The following is a 16,760-nucleotide window of genomic DNA, read 5'->3' as shown; positions in this document are numbered from 1 at the left end:
CGGGCGCTTCACCCGGGACATGAGCGATAGCGAGAAGCCCGAGGGTCTCCGGAGTCGCGAGGTCACCGAGGGCACCGAGCGCGCGCCGCATCGAGCGATGTTCCGCGCGATGGGATTCGACGACGACGACCTGAACGCGCCGATGGTCGGCGTCGCGAACCCCGCCGCGGACGTCACGCCCTGTAACGTTCACCTCGACGACGTCGCCGACGCCGCCATCGACGGCGTCGACAGCGCCGAGGGGATGCCGATCGAGTTCGGGACCATCACGATAAGCGACGCCATCTCGATGGGGACGGAGGGCATGAAGGCCTCCCTCGTCTCGCGCGAGGTCATCGCGGACTCGGTGGAGCTCGTCGCGTTCGGCGAGCGCCTCGACGCGCTCGTCACCGTCGCGGGCTGCGACAAGAACCTCCCCGGGATGCTCATGGCGAGCATCCGCACCGACCTCCCGAGCGTCTTCCTCTACGGCGGCTCGATCATGCCCGGCGAGCACGACGGCCGCGAGGTCACCATCCAGAACGTCTTCGAGGGCGTCGGCGCCGTCGCCGAGGGCTCGATGAGCGAGGACGAGCTCGACGACCTCGAACGGTCGGCGTGCCCTGGCGCGGGCTCCTGTGGCGGGATGTTCACCGCGAACACGATGGCGTCCATCTCTGAGGCGCTCGGGATGGCGCCGCTCGGGTCCGCGAGCGCGCCCGCCGAGTCCGACGCGCGCTACGACGTCGCGGAACGAGCCGGGGAACTCGCGCTCGACGCCGTCCACGCCGACCGTCGCCCGAGCGACATCCTCTCGCGCGAATCGTTCGAGAACGCCATCGCGCTCCAGGTCGCCATCGGCGGCTCCACGAACGCCGTCCTCCACCTGCTCGCGCTCGCCGCCGAAGCCGGCATCGACCTCGACATCGACGACTTCGACGAGATCAGCCAGCGGACGCCGAAGATCGCGAACCTCCAACCCGGCGGGACGCGCGTGATGAACGACCTCCACGAACTCGGCGGCGTCCCCGTCGTCCTCCGCCGCCTCCACGACGCCGGCCTCGTCCACGGCGACGCCGCCACCATCACGGGCCGCACCATCGCGGAGGAACTCCAGCACCTCGAGGAATCCGGGCACCTCCCCTCGCGCGACGCGGTCGAAGCCGCGGACGCCGACTTCCTCTACAGCGTCGACGACCCCTACCAGGCAGAGGGCGCCATCCGCATCCTCAAGGGGAACCTCGCGCCCGACGGCAGCGTCCTGAAGGTGACGGGCGACGACGCCTTCCACCACGAAGGCCCCGCTCGCGTGTTCGAGAACGAGGAGGACGCGATGCGGTACGTCCAGGAGGGCGACATCGAGAGCGGCGACGTCATCGTCATCCGGAACGAAGGCCCGCAGGGCGGCCCCGGGATGCGCGAGATGCTCGGCGTCACCGCCGCCGTCGTCGGCGCCGGACACGAGGACGACGTCGCCTTACTGACTGACGGTCGCTTCTCCGGCGGCACGCGCGGCCCCATGATCGGCCACGTCGCGCCCGAATCGTACGTCGGCGGCCCCATCGGCGCCATCGAGGACGGCGACGTCGTCACCGTCGACGTCCCCGACCGCACCCTCGAGGTCGACCTGTCGACCGCCGAGATCGAGGAGCGCCTCGACGCCCGCGACGACCCCGAGCCCGCGTACACGAGCGGCGTCCTCGCGAAGTACGGCCGCGACATGGGCTCGGCCGCCAACGGCGCAGTGACGAATCCCGCTGCGAAACGCGACGACTGACCGCGTGCTGAAGATGACGGGAGACCGATTCGCTAGACGTTGATTGCACTCGAGACTTGGCGAATTAGCTGTTAGCGTGTGGATGCGAATTGACCACCGGAGTTCCTACCAGTTTCGGACGATATTCACATCGCCGTGCAAGATACAGGGCGCATAGTCAGCAGTTCGTCAAACACTTTCATCGACTCGAACTGTCCAGTTCAGACAAGATACTTGTTTCTCGAGTGGGCACAGCGAACATGGACCGCCGTCAGTTTCTCCTCGGGACAACCGGTGTCGTGGCCGGCTGTGCCGGTTGCTCCACGCTCTCCTCCCAGTCAGTAACGCTCAACCTCGTCGTGTTCAACCACTCTGAATACTCGCACAGGGTCGAGTTCGAACTGTTTCGGACCGACGCCGAATCGCCTCAGCAGGGGGGACCGACTAATCCGGAAGCGAGCGTGTACTTCGAACGGATAGACGTCGAGCCACCGCAGGAGGTTGCGAACGGCCCGTCGATGACACAACGAGACGCCGTTGCCGAGTCCAGACCCTACGTCGTCCGGTACAGGGTGTGGAGGGAGTACGGTTCTTCGAATTACCCAGGCGTCTATGACGAAGACCACGTCCACTTCTTCCCGCCGGATGACGACGGCGACAGTGACGCCGTCATATTCGATATCTACTCCGAAGGGGAGATGGAACGACGGTGAAGACTTCGCAGGCCCGCTGAGAACCTGATTCTGTAGGAACTACCAGAAGAGAGAAGGCATCGTGCTGACTACATGCTCTGTATCTCGCACGGAGTATCTGACAGGAATGGAAGCTATCACCACCGTTCGCGTTACGTCCTTCGGCTGTATCTACCGCTTCGCGATTCCGTTCGAGAGGGATGCGAACTGGTCTCTGACTCTCTTCACGCATCGCGGGGGAGCGCGACGACGAGGGGGGTCGCGGCCGTACGGTCGACGTGCTCCGAATCCGCGGAGGCTAAACCCCGCGAGTCCCTACATCGAACAATGAGTCTGGAGGGGGACTGGCGCGAACGCATCGACGACGTGGACGCTCGCCTCATCGACGAGTTCCAGAGCGACTTCCCCGTCGAAGAACGCCCGTTCCGTGCGGTCGCCGACGCCATCGGCACCGACGAAGCCGACGCGTTCGACCGCATGAGGACCCTGCTCGATGCGGGCGTCTTCCGTCGGTTCGGCGCCGTCCTCAACCCGCCGGTCATCGGGTCGTCGACGCTCGCCGCCGTCTCGGCGCCCGACGACCGCTTCGACGAAGTTGCGGCCGTCATCAACGGCTACCAGCAGGTGAACCACAACTACCGCCGCGACCACGAGTGGAACATGTGGTTCGTCGTCACCGCCGGGTCGCGCGCAAAACGCGACGAGATACTCGCCGAGATTGAAGCCCGAACCGGCTGCGAGGTACTGGACCTCCCGATGCTCACCGACTACTACATCGACCTCGAGTTCCCCGTCGTCAACGACGACCGGTTCGCGCGCGAGAGCCTCGAATCGACCGACGTCTCGGCCACGCGCATCAGCGAGAGCGCGACCGGCGACCTGTCGGCGTTCGACGCCGACCTCCTGCTCGCCATCCAGGACGGCTTCCCGGTCTCGACGACGCCGTACCGCGACCTCGCACGCGACCTCGAAGCGACCGGCGACCACGACACCGTCGCCGTCGACGACGTCCTCGCCGCCATCGACCGCCTGCTCGACGCGAACTGCATCAAACGCATCGGGTGCGTCGTCAACCACGTCGTCACCGGGTTCCGGAACAACTGCATGGTCGTCTGGTCGGTCCCGGACGACGACCTCGACGCTCGCGGCGAACGCGTCGGCGCACTCCCCTACGTCACGCTCTGCTATCACCGCCCGCGCAGACCCGACCTCGACTGGGAGTACAACCTCTTCACGATGATCCACGGCCGCGACGCCGACGTCGTCGACGCGAAGATCGACGAACTCGCCACCGACCACCTCCCCTACGAGCACGAACGCCTCTACTCCACGGAGACACTGAAACAGACCGGCGCGCAGTACGAAGACCTGATGAACTAGCCCGCGAGCGGTCCCGGCGCCGACGACCGCGACCGCCGCGTGAACACTCCCTCGGCGACCGACTCGACTGGACCGACCGACGCGTTCAGTTTCGCGACCGAATCTGGTTACTTCCGCGACGCGACGAGGATCATCGGGCCGACGAACAGGAGGCCGAGCCCGAGGAACTTGTACTGGAGCGGCGCGAGCGACCCGGGCGTGACGACGAAGATGGCGCCGAACGTCACCATCGTCAACCCGACGAGCTTCATCGACTTCAGCGGCAGTGCGCCGAGGACGGACACGATCAACAGCAAGAGCAGCGCCTGCCCCACGTTGTACTGGAGCAGGAAGTTGTCGACGATCTGGAGCGCGATGTCCATCATTCCTAGGTCGTACCTCGCCACGAAGCGGTCTTAATCGTAACGATACCGCGACCACGCCCGTCGACTGGTGCCGGGGGACTCACGCGGTCGGCCCGGTGAGGTCGAGCGATCGAATCCAGCGATGCCAGAACAGGGTGACGATGGCCGAGAACCCCCACGTCCACGCGATCGTCCCGAGGAGCGAGTAGCCCGCGGCGGTGAGCGCGAACTTCGCGAGTCCCGGGACGACGATACCGGCGAGGACGGTGAGGCCGACCTGCACGCGCTCGTCGCCGAGCGTCGCTGCGTCCATACGCGACGATTGGACCGGACGTGCCTCAACCCATCGGTCTCGGTGGCCCGCCACGGCGCGACTCACGCGACGCTCTCGGACGTGACGTCGGTCGCACAAAGGGGTGGACGCACGGGACGTACGAACCATGGAGCGTGCACGTGCGTCCAGTGGGACGTAACGGTCCGGACACCCTTAATTCGAACGGGGGTCCTGTAAGTGGTCCGCACAGCCGCGGAAACGCCCGAACCGCCGACTCCCTTCGTCCGGTTCGTGGGCGGACGACGGAGGCATCCGTCGTCGCTGCTCGCTGTCCCGCGGAGCGGGCTCCACCCGACAGGATGCTCCACGGCCGTCAGTCGTCCTCGTATCGACGACGACGCGCAAGCCCGACGAGCTCCAGGCCCGCCTTCTCCAGCGAGTCGTAGTCGTCGGCCGCCACCGCAAGCTGGGCCGCCTCCAACGCCTCACGAACGTCATCTTCCGCACTCATACCCCACCAATACGGACGGACTACCCCTAAACCCACGCCATGCACGGTGAAAGTGAAAACCGCAAGAAGACGACTCGAAATACTACTCGACGACCGACCGGAACGCACCCCGAACCGCCCAGCAAGTTAGTCCGAACCATTATGACACCACGAGGCGTCAGACGTCTCCAGATGGGAACTCTCGACCGCGTGATGGACCACTTCAGCGAGAGCGACACACGCCCGGAGTACGCGTGCCTCGCGTGCGAGAACGGCTACGAGGTCCAACACCACGTCTGCCCCGAGTGCGGTGGGTACCGCGTCGAACGCAACGACTGGTAGCACGACGCCACCGCCGACGGAACCACCTCCCGGAACCGGTCACCCCGAGGCCACACCGCTCCGGACGAGCCCGAACCCCCAGTCCACCAGCACCAGCTCCAAGCAACGCGCACAGACCCTCCAGCACGAATCGAACCACACCCGTCGCCGTCGCTCGCCGCCAGTTGTTCGCTGGAGAAGTGGGCGGACTCGGATTCCGAACCGATGTGAGACGTTCCTGCTCGCTCCGCTGCGCGGGCTGCGACTCACAGGGTTCAAATCACTCGTTTGTACTTCTGCGACGAACGACTCCTCGCTGTCGCTCGTCGTTTGTGGTCGCGGAGAAGTGGGCAGACTCGGATTTGAACCGAGAACCTCCACCTTATCAGAGTGGCGCTCAACCTGATTGAGCTATCCGCCCGAACGCATGCTGAGATAGATGGGTGATGAATAAAAGGGTTTCCTTCTTGCAGTTCGAGTGTGAGTCAGTCCCGGTCGTCGTCGGCGTCCCGGACGTCCTCGACGTCCACCTCGAACGAGTCCTCGTCGAGGTCGATCGTGTCGTCGTCGCCGTCGTCGTCCTCGCGAGCGGCACCGCCGAACGGCCCGGCGTCGCCGTCACCGCCGAACCCGCCGCCGAACGACCCGCTGACGGAGAACCCACTCGCGCTACCAGCACCGCCGCCCGAGGCGTCCTCGGGGTTCGGGAACCCGAACGTCCACGCGTTCCCCGACGCCATCCCGCCGGTGCGCTTGTCGAGCTGCGGGACGACGACGTACTTCTTGAGTGCCATCCGGATCGGGACGCGCGTCAACGGCAGCGTCAGCGCGATCCCGATCGCGTCCGTGACGAGCCCGGGCGTCAGGAGGAACGCGCCCGCCGCGATGAGGAGGCCCGCGTCCATGAGCTCGTTCGTCGGCGGATTGCCTTCGGCGAGCGAGCGCTGTATCTTCGCGAGCGTCCGCCGGCCCTCCATCCGCACGAGCAGCATCCCGATGAGTGCGGTCAGGACGACGAGCGCCACCGCCTGCACGCCACCGAGCGTCCCCGACGCCACCAGCGCCACGAGGACGATGGAGTCGAGGAGCGGGATGACGAGCAGTGCGGCGATGTACCGGAGCATACCTCCGCCTAGCGCGTCCGGCTTCAAAGCCCTTTATCCACGGCCGACCGAATCACTCGTATGGACGAGTCCGCCGAGGCAACGAAGGTCGAGTGGCGCGAGTGGGGCGAGGAGGCGTTCGCGGTCGCGGACCGCGCCGGGAAACCCGTGCTCCTGTCGCTCTCGGCGACGTGGTGCGCGCACTGCCACGAGATGGATCGGGAGACGTACGACGAGCCGCGTATCGCCGCGAACGTGAACGACGGGTTCGTGCCCGTTCGCGTCGACGCCGACCGCCACCCGCGCGTCCGAGAGCGGTACAACATGGGTGGGTTCCCGTCGACGGTGTTCCTCGCGCCCGACGGGAGCGTGCTCTCGGGCGCGGGCTACCTCGGCCCGGACGGGTTCCGGCAGGTGCTCACGAGCGTCCGGAAGGCCTGGAACGCGAAGGGCGAGGCCGCGGGGACGGTGCCGCGCGCGCTCCGCGAGGGCCTGCCGCCAGCGGGCGAGTTGACCTCTGACGTCGAGAAGCAGATGCTCGGTCAGCTCGTCGACTCGTTCGACGACGAGCACGGCGGCTGGTCCGACAACGCGAAGTTCCCGCTCCCCCGGACCGTCGAGTTCGCGCTGAAACGCCAGCGCGACCAGGCGGTGCGGACGCTCGACGCGGTCGACGCGAACCTCCGGGACGACTACGACGGCGGGTTCTATCGGTTCGCGGAGAACGCGAACTGGTCGAACGTGCACCACGAGAAACTGCTGGACTCGAACGCCGCGCTCATTCGTGCGTTCGCGAACGCGTACCTCTACACGGGTACCGAATCGTACCGGGAGGCGGCGAGCGCGGGCGCCGACTACCTCGCGTCGACGCTCTGGACGGGCGAGGCGTTCGCGGGCAGTCAGGCCGCCGACGAGTCGTATTACGTGCAGTCCGCGAGCGGCCGCGAGGACGACGACGCGCCGTCCGTGGACCCGACGGTGTTCGCGGACCGGAACGCGCTCGCGGCGGACGCGCTCCTCGCGTTCGCGGCGTACACCGACGACGAGCAGGCGCGCTCGTACGCGACCCGTGCACTCGACTTCGTCCGGGAGGAACTCGTGAGCGAGGACGGCGTTGTCACGCACTACGTCGCGCAGGGCGACGGGCAGGCGACAGCTGACGGCGGGCCGTCGGCCGGGGAGCGTGGCGAGGTCGGTGTGCTCGCAGACCAGGCGCGCGTGCTGTCGGCGCTCCTGCGCGCTCGCCAGGTGACGGGCGCGGACGTCGTCGACGAGGCGCGTCGCGTCGCTGACTGGACCATCGACGAACTCGGGGACGACGACGCGTTCCGCGACGGCCCTACGTCCGGTGCGGGGCTGCTCGACGAGTCGCTGTACCCGCTGGACGGGAACGTCGAGTTCGCCGACGCGTTGCTCGACCTCGCGGTCGTCACGGGCGAGGACGAGTACCGAGCGGTCGGTCGGCGCGCGCTCGAGGCGTTCGGCGGGGCCGCCGACCGGTTCGGGGTGCGCGTCGCCGCGTACGCCGCGACCGCGTCCCGGTACCTGGAGTCGCCGCTTTCGATCCGCGTCGGCGACGACGCCGGGAGCGACCTGCATCGCGCCGCGCTCCGGATGGCCGACCACGAGAAGGTCGTCGTCCCCGCCGCCGAGGACGTGGCTGCGGGCGAGGCCGAGGTCGCGCGCGGCGACGACGTCGCGGGCACTGCGACCTCGCCACAGGCGCTCGCGGACCTCGTCGCGGAGACGGTCTGAGCGCGCTCGCGCGGTCCACGACCCCAGAGACGGTCTGAACGCGCTTGCGATTTCACGACCGTGGAGTTCTCGTGGGGGGCCTGCGCGGATTCGAGCGCCTGGAGGACTTCAACTACCGATGTGTTTATGGTTCTCCACTATGTTTGGGTTTACTATGGCCAGCCTTCGAGACCTCGGATTGTCGGAGTACGAGGCGCGAGCGTACCGCGCGCTCCTCAACACCGGCCCGACAACCGCTAAAGAGTTGTCACGGGCGAGCGACGTCCCGATGGGTCGCATCTACGACGTGCTGAACAGCATCGAGCAGTACAATCTCGTCCGCAGCCAGACCGCGTCGCGCCCGAAGAAGTACGTCGCGGTCGAACCCGCGACCGCCCTCGACCGCCTCCTCGAGGACAAGAAACGCGAACTCGAGGAGAAGGCCGAGCAGTACCAGAACATCGTCGACGAACTCAGCGACGAGCTCGACGCCGCCGAACCCGTCGAGGAGCAGTTCTGGACCGCGGCCGTCGGCCAGGAGGAGACCACGGACCTCCTCCTCGAACGCCTCACGGCCGCGGACGACCGCATCGTGATGGTCGCGAGCGACCCGAGCCCGCAGTTCAACGTCGCCGAGATCGGTGAATCCATCATCGAGGAGATGGAGAACGCCCTCGAACGCGGCGTCGACGTCGACGTCCTCATGACTCGCGAGATGGTCGCGTCCCTCAGCGAGGAGGTCGGCCGCCGCTACCGGAACCGGCTCACGGACGACCCGAACTTCAACGTCCGCACGAGCGAGGAGGTCACCGGGACGTTCAACCTCATCGACGACATCGAGGTCGTCATCCAGGTCCCGAACCCGCTCGGCGGCACCGAAGCGTTCGCGATGATCGACCTCAAGGACCCCGAGTTCGCCGCGGACGTCTTCGACCAGTTCAACCCGACGTGGCAGAGCGCGGAACCGCTCTCGTTCTGAAGGACACTGCGAGCGCCGTTCTCTCGTTTCGGCGGCGGCGAACCAGCACCTCACGCGCTCGGCGCGACAGTCGAACGGTCGCCGAACAGGTCAACGGACGATACAGTTTTGTTCGTGGCTGCTGTCAGGTAGCGGTATGCCAGCGACAACGGGTGCCTCGCACGGGTTCGCGGCGTTCGCGACGCTCCTCATCGGCACGATGTTCTCGAAGTTCGTCTGGGAGCTCCTCCCGCCGCTCGCCGAACTCTCACTGCTCGTCATCGGAACGCTCCGACAGCTCGGGCTGGCGGTCCCGGCGAGCAGGCAGTTCGCCGGAACGATCGTCGTGATGGTCGGCCTGTCGTTCCTCTGGGGGATACTGTACCACGTCAGTCGGCACTGAGAACGGTCCGCGTCGCGGCGAGCATCGAGACGGGTCCGCGTCGCGGCCAGCAGTCGAACCGTTCAGCCGTCCGCGAGCTCGTCGCGGAGCGTTCCGACCTCGGCGACGCGTTCGGCGTGCGCGTTGTGCTGGTGGATGGATTCGTCGTTTGACTGCTTCATCGTGACGATGGCGTCGTCGGCGAGGTCCGGGAACTCTCGCGCGACGCCCTCGGCCATCGACCGCACGCAGTCCTCGACGAACTTCGCGTTCGAGTGGCTCTCGTAGGTCATGTGGTCCTCGTCCGGGCGCTTCGCGAGGTTGTAGATGCGCGCGCTCATCGAGTCGCGAGCGACCTCGACGAGGTCCATGAGGTCGACCTCGGGTGCGCCGTCGGTCTCGACGGTGAGCGTCGCGTGCCCGCGCTGGCTGTGCCCCGGCTGCGGCACCTCGTCGAGGAACGCCTCGGCGGTGTCGTCGTCGACGCCGAGGTCGTCGAGCACCGACCGCGCTCGCGCGGCGCTCATCCCCTGCGAGCACGGACACACCGTCATCCCGACGACGCGCGCCCCGACCTCCTCGCGAGTGCCCTCCTCGGTCGCGGTCGCGCCGGCGATGACGTCCACCGTGCTCTGGGTCTCCCGGTCGCTCGCCGGCGTCTGCTCGCGCGTCACGAGTTCCGCCTCCATCCGTACCTCGGCCTTGCTCGTGTAGTCGTGCTTGTCGAGCAAGCGCTCGGCGGCGTCACCGCAGACGTCCTCGACGCGGTACGCCTCGTCTCGCGTCGCCGCCTCCAGGGTCTCGTCGATGACCTCCATGTTCCGACTCATGTCCGCACCCTTCCGCCACGACGGCAGGTCGACGAACACCTCGAACTCCGCCATGAGGACGATCGGTCGCTTCTCGGGCCGGGCGAGCTTCACGAGCTTCTCGACGCCCGTGACCCCGACCTGGTTGAGGCCGACGGTGACGTCCGGGCTCGACGCCTGGACGTCCGGCAGTTCCTGACTCATTGCTCCAAGGAAGGTGCGACGGATGTTTGTACCTAACGAAGGGGGAACCGACCGCGAGAACCCGACTATCGGACTCGAGCGGGCGTCACGCTGTCGTTCTCCGCGCAGTCAGTCGAGCTTGTTGAGGGCCTCGAAGAAGTTCACGGGCGGCCCCGCGACCCGCACGGGGTCCTCGGCGGTCCCGACCTCGACGGCCGCCGGCGGGTCGAGCTCGCGGGTCTCCCGGCCGTCGCTGATGACGTGCGCGCAGTCGGCTTCGTCGACGCGGACCGTGACGGTCTGGTCGCGCGACAGGACGAGCGACGGCATCGCGTCGGTCGCGCACATCTCCGTGACGACGTAGTCGCCGGCAGCGGGAGCGACGAGCGGGCCGCCCTCGCTGAGGTTGTACGCCGTCGACCCGGTCGCGGTCGCGACGAGCACGCCGTCGGCGTGCCCGCCCGAGTAGAGTTCGCCGTCGACGCGCACCTCGAACCCGGCGCCGGCGCCGTGCCCGCGCTGGGGGCCCTGGACGACGATCTCGTTCACCGCGGGCGCGAGCGACCACTCGTCGCCGTCCTCGCCCGTGCCGGTCGCGGCGAGCCGCGGGAGCGCGCGCGACCGAACCGTCCCCGTCTCGCGGAACCGCTCGACCTCCGCGACGAGCGCGTCGTGGGCGTCCTCGGGCGACACGGCGTTCAGGAACCCGACCTCGCCGAGGTTCACGCCGAGGATGGGGACGGAGTTCGCGCCACGGGCCGCGTAGAGGAAGGTGCCGTCGCCGCCGATACTGCAGACGAGGTCGCACGCTCGCATCTCGTCGGCGGGAACGCCGTCGACGCCGAGTTCGCTCGCGGTCGCCTCGTCGACGGCGACGGCGACGTCGCGGGTGCGGAGTTCGTCGCGGAGCTCGCCGGCGAGCCCCGCGGCGCGCACGTTCCCTTTCTGGGCGACGACACCTACGTGCATGTCCCCGCCTACCACCCGCCCGGTGAAAAACCCCGCGTCGTGAGGTGACCGGTCGCGACCGTCGCTGGTTGCGATATCGCGGCCGTCGCCGACAGCAACAAGGTTGATACGTTTCGCCCCCGTCGCTCGGCACACGCACGCTCGCGCGGCCCTCGATGTGGTCGTGCGAGTCCTATCGACGATGAGCGAGGACGACGACGAGGACTGGTTCGAGCGCGCACTCGAGGAGCCGCCGGAGAACGCCCCCGACGACTGGGACGAGTGGGCCGGCGACGACGTCGATAGCGACGACGTCGACGCGCCAGGCGCCGCGAACGAGGACGCCACGGAACCGGAAGTCGACGGCGACGCTGCCAGTGCTCCCAGCGGCGGTGACGCGAACGAGCCGTCGAGCGAGGCGGCCGTCGACGCCGACCTCGTGGACCGCGCCGAGCGCGGGTCGTCGCCGGCCGCGAACGACGACGATTCGGGTGACGACGTCGACGAGGACGGTTCGGGCGGTGGGCTGTTCGACGACGACTTCGCGGCGGCGATGGGTGACGCGCCGGACGTCGCCGGCCCGAGTGGCGGCCCAGGGGGCGCGCCCGGTGATTCCGGCGGGACGGTCGACCCCGGCGGTGGTTTCTCCGGCGGCGAGTTCGGAATGGGTGGCGACCTGGACGTCGACGACGAGTTCGGGATGGGGGTCGACGACGACTTCGGCATGGGAGGCGGCGATTTCGGGATGGGAGGCGGCGGCGGGTTCGACGCCGAGGAGGAGTACGAGACGGACCTGCCACGCATCGACCTCGGTATCGACGGGCTCGACGAGATGATACAGGGCGGCGTCCCCGAGCGCTCGCTGATGGTCACCATCGGGTCCGCGGGCACCGGGAAGACGACGTTCGCGCTCCAGTTCCTCCACGAGGCGCTCGAGCAGGGCGAACGCGGCATCTACATCACGCTCGAGGAGTCCCGCGAACGCGTCATCAACTCCGCGACGGAGAAGGGATTGAACTTCGACGAGTACGCCGACAACGGCCAGCTCGCCGTCGTCGACCTGGACCCCGTCGAGATGGCGAACTCGCTGCGGTCCATCCGCTCGGAGCTCCCGCGACTCATCGAGTCCTTCGACGCGACCCGGCTCGTCCTGGACTCGGTGTCGCTGCTGGAGATGATGTACGACGACCGCGCGAGACGCCGGAACGAGATCTACGACTTCACGAACTCCCTGAAGAACGCGGGCGTGACGACGATGCTGACGAGTGAGGCGTCTGACGAGCACTCGTACACGAGCCGGCACGGTATCGTCGAGTACCTCACGGACGCCGTGTTCGTCCTCCAGTACGTTCGCCCGGACGACTTCCGGGAGACGCGGCTCGCCATCGAGATACAGAAGATACGGGACGCGAATCACTCCCGGGAGACCAAGCCCTACGAGATAACGAACGAGGGCATCTCGGTGTACCGGCAGGCGAACATCTTCTAGGCGTCGCGCGCCGCGGCGGGCTACTCGCTCTCTTCGGTGTCGTCCTCGAGCGCGGCGACGATGCCGTCGAGTTCCTCGGGGTCGGCGGCCGCTATCCGCTCGAGGAGTGCCTCCGTTCGTTCGCGGTCGTCGGGGTCGAGGATGGCGGCGAGTTCGCCGAGTGCGGCGTCGACGTCGGCGGGTGCGACGTCGGGGTCGGGTATCTCGTCGGGGTCGACCGCGGTCGCGTCCGTCGTCGGGTCAGCGGCGAGTGCATCTGGGACGACCGGGTCGTCGGGGAGTGGCGTCGACAGGTCGTCGGCGCCGAGGGTCGCGGGGTCGGGACTGAGGCCGAGGAGGCGTTCGAGGGTCTCGCTTTCGGACTCGTCGGGCATCCCCATCGCCTGGAGGTGGTCGTGGACGCGTTCGCTGACCGCGATGGTCCGGGGTTCGCGGTCGGTGGCGTCGTCGGATGGCATACGCGAACGGTCGGGCGCGACGGGCAAGAAACGGTCGGACGCGACCGGGAAGGAGGTGGGTTACTCGCGCGTCTGTTCGGGCGGCCGACGGGGTTCGTGGTCGTGTTCGGTGCCGCAGTCCGCGCAGACGCTGGCGCGACCCGGGCGGGTGCGCTGGGCGGCGACGGCGCCGCAGTCGTCGCAGACCATGAACAGGCGTTTCTCTGGGGGGACGCCGGCCTCGAACGTGACCTCGATCCAGGCGTCGTCGTTGTCGGGGTCGAAGAGGCGGACGCCGTCGTCGGTGCGCCGCCAGTCGACCGGGTCCTCGCTGCCGCGCTCGGGGGTCGCGGGGTCGCTCATCTACCCGACGCTCGCGCCCGCAGAAACATAAACACGTTGATAGAAATTAGTTCGGTCGCGAGTAAACGCAGGAACCACCACCGACGACCACGGCGCTTAAGCGCGCCCGCGACCACCCACGCGACGTGACGCTCGACCCCGTGCACTACGAGGGCATCGCGCGCCTCGCCAAGCGCATCCAGTACGACGTCGACGAGTCCGACCACCGCGACGTCGCCGAGACCGTCTGGACCGAGTACCTCGACCCGCTCGTGCACGACGGCGACCGCGTCCTCGAACCGCTCGACGACCAGCGCCGGCTCGTCGCGGACGTCGAGGACGTCGCGCTCGCCGACACCGACTTCGACTCCGTGCACGGGCTCGACGCCGGCACCATCAACCCGACGACGTTCTCGAACGGGCTCGTGCTCGACATCGCGCAAGCCGCGATGAGCGCGACGCCGAGCGACCTCGACCTCCACCGCGGCCGGACGATGGTCATGACCGTCCACTCCGCGGACGCGACCGTCGCGTTCGACGAGGACGACTGGACGATGAACGACGCCGGCTACGTCCGCACGCAGATACGGCAAGCGCCCCGCGTCAACCGCTTCGAGGAAGGCGTCGTGCACGCACTCAGCCTGTACCGCGCCGAATCCGAGCACGCGCGCACGAACGCTGACGTCGTCGACGACCTCCTCGTCCTCGACGGCCCCATCTACCCGACCGGCCTCCTGCGGTGGGCCGACCAGCACCCCGAACTCAAGACGGTGCTCGAGGAGGAGGACCAGCCCGAGGAGGTCGTCGAGAACTACGTCCGACTCGTCGAGCGGTTCGTCGAGAAGGACGTGCCACTCGTCGGGTTCGTGAAGAACCCCGCGGGGAACGCCATCACGCGCGTCGTCCGGGACTCGTTCGGGCAGGCGCCGTGGGTGGACGACGCCGCGATGTTCAAACGCCTCCTCGAACGCGGCGAGATGGTCGCCGACGAGGACGCGCGCGACGCCGACGACGACGGCCCGACGCCGCGGCGGTTCGAGCGCGACACGAGCGCGCTCACCGCGACGTCGTGGTTCGTCTCCCGCGGCGGCACCGACCGCGTGCTCTCCCGGCACGGCGACGCCCTCGGCGTCGACCGCCGCCTCGACGACGAAGCGTACGAGGTGACGTTCTGCGCGATATACGACCCGCGGACGGACGTCCTCTACCGGCTCGAAGCGCCCTACGCCGTCACGCGCCACGAGAGCCAGCGCGACGCCCTCCAGCAGTGGGCGCTCGCGTCCGTCGCCGCGGAACGCGGCCCACCCCTGGCAGTCGGGAAAGCCGACGAACTCGCGAAGATCGGCGGCCGCGAGAAGCGCTCGCTCCGCGAGACCCTCGAGGAGACGTTCCAGTCCCGGCGCGCCCGCCAGTACGACGACGTCCGCTGGGGCGACGAGTAGTCAGCGGCGACGACGTCCGCTGGGGCGACGAGTAGTCAGCGGCGACGACGTCCGCTGGGGCGACGAGTGGTCCACGGCGACGACGCCCGAGCAGGAACCCGCAGACAGCGCCGAGACCGTCCCGGCGGCGACGTCCTGCGGTCGCGTGTCATCCGGTTCCGGAGTACACCACTTCAGTGTGAAAATGTCTCTCCTTCACACCCTCACGTCGCGTAGTACACTCGGAGTGAAGAATCGAACATGTCCCTAACGACACCCAAGACCGACGACCAGGCCATCACCGACTTCGCGGCGGCGTTCCGCGGCACCGTCATCCGCCCCGGCGACGAGGGCTACGACGAGGCCCGAACCGTCTGGAACGCGATGATAGACGAACACCCCGCGCTCGTCGCGCAGTGCGCCGGGCCCGCGGACGTCATCGCGGCGGTGAAATTCGCGCGAGAACACGACCACACCATCTCCGTGAAAGGCGGCGGGCACAACATCGCCGGACGCGCCGTCCAGGACGACGCCTTCATGATCGACCTGTCGCGGATGAACGCGGTCCGGGTCGACCCGGACGCGAAGACCGCGCGCGTCGAACCGGGCGTGGTCCTGAACGAACTCGACCACGAGACCCAGGCGTTCGGGCTCGCGACGCCCGCGGGCTACAACTCGACGACGGGCGTCGCCGGACTCACCCTCGGCGGCGGCTGGGGCTGGCTCTCGCGCAAGCACGGTCTCACCGTGGACAATCTCATCTCGGCGGACGTCGTCACCGCCGACGGCGAACTCGTTCACGCGAGCGAGGACGAGAACCCGGACCTCTTCTGGGGGATCCGCGGCGGCGGTGGGAACTTCGGGATCGTGACGTCCTTCGAGTTCCAACTGCACGAGGTCGGCCCTGAGGTGCTGTCTGGCCCGATCGTCTACCCGTTCGACGACGCCGAGATGGTCCTGAAGGAACACCGGAGACTGGCTGCGGACGCCCCCGACGAGGTGGCGGTCTGGTTCGTCATCCGGGACGCACCCCCGCTCGAGGCCATCCCCGCGGAGTGGCACGGCGAGCGGGTCCTCATCCTCGCGGCGTTCTACGCCGGCGATATCAGTGACGCGGAGCAAGCGCTCCAGCCGTGGCGCGACATCGGCGACCCGGTCGCCGACGCGGTCGGGCCCCACCCCTACGCGGGGTGGCAACAGGCGTTCGACGGACTGGGTCCGGCCGGGAACCGGAACTACTGGAAGTCCCACAACTTCCTCGAGTTGACCGACGGGATGATCGAGACGTTCGTCGAGTTCGGCGAGACGATTCCCACCGAACTCACGGAAATCGCGTGTGCACAACTCGGCGGCGCGATCAACGAACGGCCGGTCGACGCGACGGCCTATCCCCACCGCGACGCCGAGTTCGTGATGAACCTCCACACGCAGTGGACCGACCCCGAACAGGACGAGGAGTGCATCGCCTGGGCGCGCGACATGCACGAGGCGATGACGCCCCACTCGACGGGCGGCGTTTACGCGAACTTCGTCTCCGAGACGGACGGTGACCAGCAGGCCGCGTACCGCGAGAACTACGACCGGATGGTCGAGGTCAAGACGAAGTGGGACCCCGAGAACGTCTTCCGGCTGAACCACAACGTCGAACCCAGCGAGTGACCGTCGCCCCCGGACGGCCGGGCTGGTTCGGCCGTCCAGTGCGCGCACGCCCGGGCTGT

The 16,760-nt window shown here is 68.1% G+C and carries 18 protein-coding genes and 1 tRNA gene; 10 read left to right on the top strand and 9 right to left on the bottom strand.

Annotated elements, in window-relative coordinates:
- The first annotated feature begins 19 nt into the window (after window positions 1–19).
- The 3 genes from ilvD to ahbB all read left to right on the top strand — a co-directional run bounded on the left by ilvD (window position 20) and on the right by ahbB (window position 3,807).
- Window positions 20–1,756 (top strand): dihydroxy-acid dehydratase, encoded by a 1,737-nt coding sequence (gene ilvD / locus VYJ16_RS21845; protein WP_336352428.1) that lies wholly within the window; start codon window positions 20–22, stop codon window positions 1,754–1,756.
- A 239-nt stretch (window positions 1,757–1,995) separates the two neighbouring features.
- On the top strand, window positions 1,996–2,448 hold the full coding sequence (locus VYJ16_RS21840; RefSeq protein WP_336352427.1) for a hypothetical protein: 453 nt from the start codon (window positions 1,996–1,998) through the stop codon (window positions 2,446–2,448).
- Between the two features lie 306 nt (window positions 2,449–2,754).
- On the top strand, window positions 2,755–3,807 hold the full coding sequence (ahbB, locus tag VYJ16_RS21835; protein WP_336352426.1) for a siroheme decarboxylase subunit beta: 1,053 nt from the start codon (window positions 2,755–2,757) through the stop codon (window positions 3,805–3,807).
- 107 nt (window positions 3,808–3,914) lie between these two features.
- Here ahbB and VYJ16_RS21830 read toward each other — a convergent pair whose 3' ends face one another.
- The 3 genes from VYJ16_RS21830 to VYJ16_RS21820 form a co-directional block, all read right to left on the bottom strand.
- Entirely contained in the window at window positions 3,915–4,172 is a 258-nt protein-coding gene (locus VYJ16_RS21830; RefSeq protein WP_336352425.1) for a DUF8006 family protein, read from the bottom strand.
- Window positions 4,173–4,251: 79 nt separating this feature from the next.
- The gene (locus VYJ16_RS21825; RefSeq protein WP_336352424.1) at window positions 4,252–4,464 is read right to left on the bottom strand and encodes a DUF7996 family protein; all 213 of its coding nucleotides are present in this window, start codon (window positions 4,462–4,464) and stop codon (window positions 4,252–4,254) included.
- Between the two features lie 334 nt (window positions 4,465–4,798).
- The gene (locus tag VYJ16_RS21820; protein WP_336352423.1) at window positions 4,799–4,936 is read right to left on the bottom strand and encodes a hypothetical protein; all 138 of its coding nucleotides are present in this window, start codon (window positions 4,934–4,936) and stop codon (window positions 4,799–4,801) included.
- A gap of 171 nt (window positions 4,937–5,107) precedes the next feature.
- Here VYJ16_RS21820 and VYJ16_RS21815 point away from each other — a divergent pair, with 171 nt between their 5' ends.
- Window positions 5,108–5,257, top strand: a complete 150-nt coding sequence (locus VYJ16_RS21815) for an FmdB family zinc ribbon protein (protein WP_336352422.1) — start codon at window positions 5,108–5,110, stop codon at window positions 5,255–5,257.
- Window positions 5,258–5,583: 326 nt separating this feature from the next.
- Here the strand turns inward: VYJ16_RS21815 and VYJ16_RS21810 are convergent.
- A tRNA-Ile gene (locus VYJ16_RS21810) sits at window positions 5,584–5,657 on the bottom strand.
- 64 nt (window positions 5,658–5,721) lie between these two features.
- A complete protein-coding gene (locus VYJ16_RS21805; RefSeq protein ID WP_336352421.1) occupies window positions 5,722–6,360 on the bottom strand; it encodes an FxsA family protein in 639 nt (212 codons plus the stop codon).
- 60 nt (window positions 6,361–6,420) lie between these two features.
- Between VYJ16_RS21805 and VYJ16_RS21800 the strand changes: the two genes are divergently transcribed.
- The 3 genes from VYJ16_RS21800 (at window position 6,421) to VYJ16_RS21790 (ending at window position 9,434) form a co-directional block, all read left to right on the top strand.
- Window positions 6,421–8,094: a DUF255 domain-containing protein gene (locus VYJ16_RS21800; RefSeq protein ID WP_336352420.1), complete on the top strand. Its 1,674-nt coding sequence runs from the start codon at window positions 6,421–6,423 to the stop codon at window positions 8,092–8,094.
- A gap of 154 nt (window positions 8,095–8,248) precedes the next feature.
- Complete coding sequence (locus VYJ16_RS21795) at window positions 8,249–9,052, top strand: TrmB family transcriptional regulator (protein ID WP_336352419.1); 804 nt, start codon at window positions 8,249–8,251, stop codon at window positions 9,050–9,052.
- Window positions 9,053–9,188: 136 nt separating this feature from the next.
- Window positions 9,189–9,434 (top strand): hypothetical protein, encoded by a 246-nt coding sequence (locus tag VYJ16_RS21790; RefSeq protein ID WP_336352418.1) that lies wholly within the window; start codon window positions 9,189–9,191, stop codon window positions 9,432–9,434.
- 62 nt (window positions 9,435–9,496) lie between these two features.
- On the opposite strand, the gene mptA is transcribed toward VYJ16_RS21790, so the two are convergent.
- Both mptA and VYJ16_RS21780 read right to left on the bottom strand, forming a co-directional pair.
- On the bottom strand, window positions 9,497–10,426 hold the full coding sequence (gene mptA / locus VYJ16_RS21785; RefSeq protein WP_336352417.1) for a GTP cyclohydrolase MptA: 930 nt from the start codon (window positions 10,424–10,426) through the stop codon (window positions 9,497–9,499).
- 108 nt (window positions 10,427–10,534) lie between these two features.
- Window positions 10,535–11,374 carry an NAD(+)/NADH kinase gene (locus VYJ16_RS21780; RefSeq protein WP_336352416.1) on the bottom strand — a complete coding sequence of 280 codons (840 nt, stop codon included), beginning with the start codon at window positions 11,372–11,374 and terminating at the stop codon, window positions 10,535–10,537.
- Window positions 11,375–11,555: 181 nt separating this feature from the next.
- Between VYJ16_RS21780 and VYJ16_RS21775 the strand changes: the two genes are divergently transcribed.
- Complete coding sequence (locus VYJ16_RS21775; protein ID WP_336352415.1) at window positions 11,556–12,842, top strand: KaiC domain-containing protein; 1,287 nt, start codon at window positions 11,556–11,558, stop codon at window positions 12,840–12,842.
- 20 nt (window positions 12,843–12,862) lie between these two features.
- Here the strand turns inward: VYJ16_RS21775 and VYJ16_RS21770 are convergent, their stop codons facing one another.
- Entirely contained in the window at window positions 12,863–13,300 is a 438-nt protein-coding gene (locus VYJ16_RS21770; protein WP_336352414.1) for a hypothetical protein, read from the bottom strand.
- A gap of 60 nt (window positions 13,301–13,360) precedes the next feature.
- Window positions 13,361–13,642, bottom strand: coding sequence for a hypothetical protein (locus VYJ16_RS21765; RefSeq protein ID WP_336352413.1), 282 nt, complete (start codon window positions 13,640–13,642; stop codon window positions 13,361–13,363).
- Window positions 13,643–13,767: 125 nt separating this feature from the next.
- On the opposite strand from VYJ16_RS21765, the gene VYJ16_RS21760 reads away from it, so the two are divergent.
- Both VYJ16_RS21760 and VYJ16_RS21755 read left to right on the top strand, forming a co-directional pair.
- On the top strand, window positions 13,768–15,063 hold the full coding sequence (locus VYJ16_RS21760) for a DNA double-strand break repair nuclease NurA (RefSeq protein ID WP_336352412.1): 1,296 nt from the start codon (window positions 13,768–13,770) through the stop codon (window positions 15,061–15,063).
- A gap of 240 nt (window positions 15,064–15,303) precedes the next feature.
- On the top strand, window positions 15,304–16,701 hold the full coding sequence (locus tag VYJ16_RS21755; protein ID WP_336352411.1) for an FAD-binding oxidoreductase: 1,398 nt from the start codon (window positions 15,304–15,306) through the stop codon (window positions 16,699–16,701).
- The last annotated feature ends 59 nt before the right edge of the window (window positions 16,702–16,760 follow it).

Source organism: Halorubellus litoreus, assembly GCF_037081675.1.
GTDB classification, from domain to species: Archaea; Halobacteriota; Halobacteria; order Halobacteriales; family Natrialbaceae; genus Halorubellus; species Halorubellus litoreus.
The sequence above is the reverse complement of the archived record's forward strand: the minus strand, read 5'-3'. Positions and strand labels throughout refer to the sequence as shown.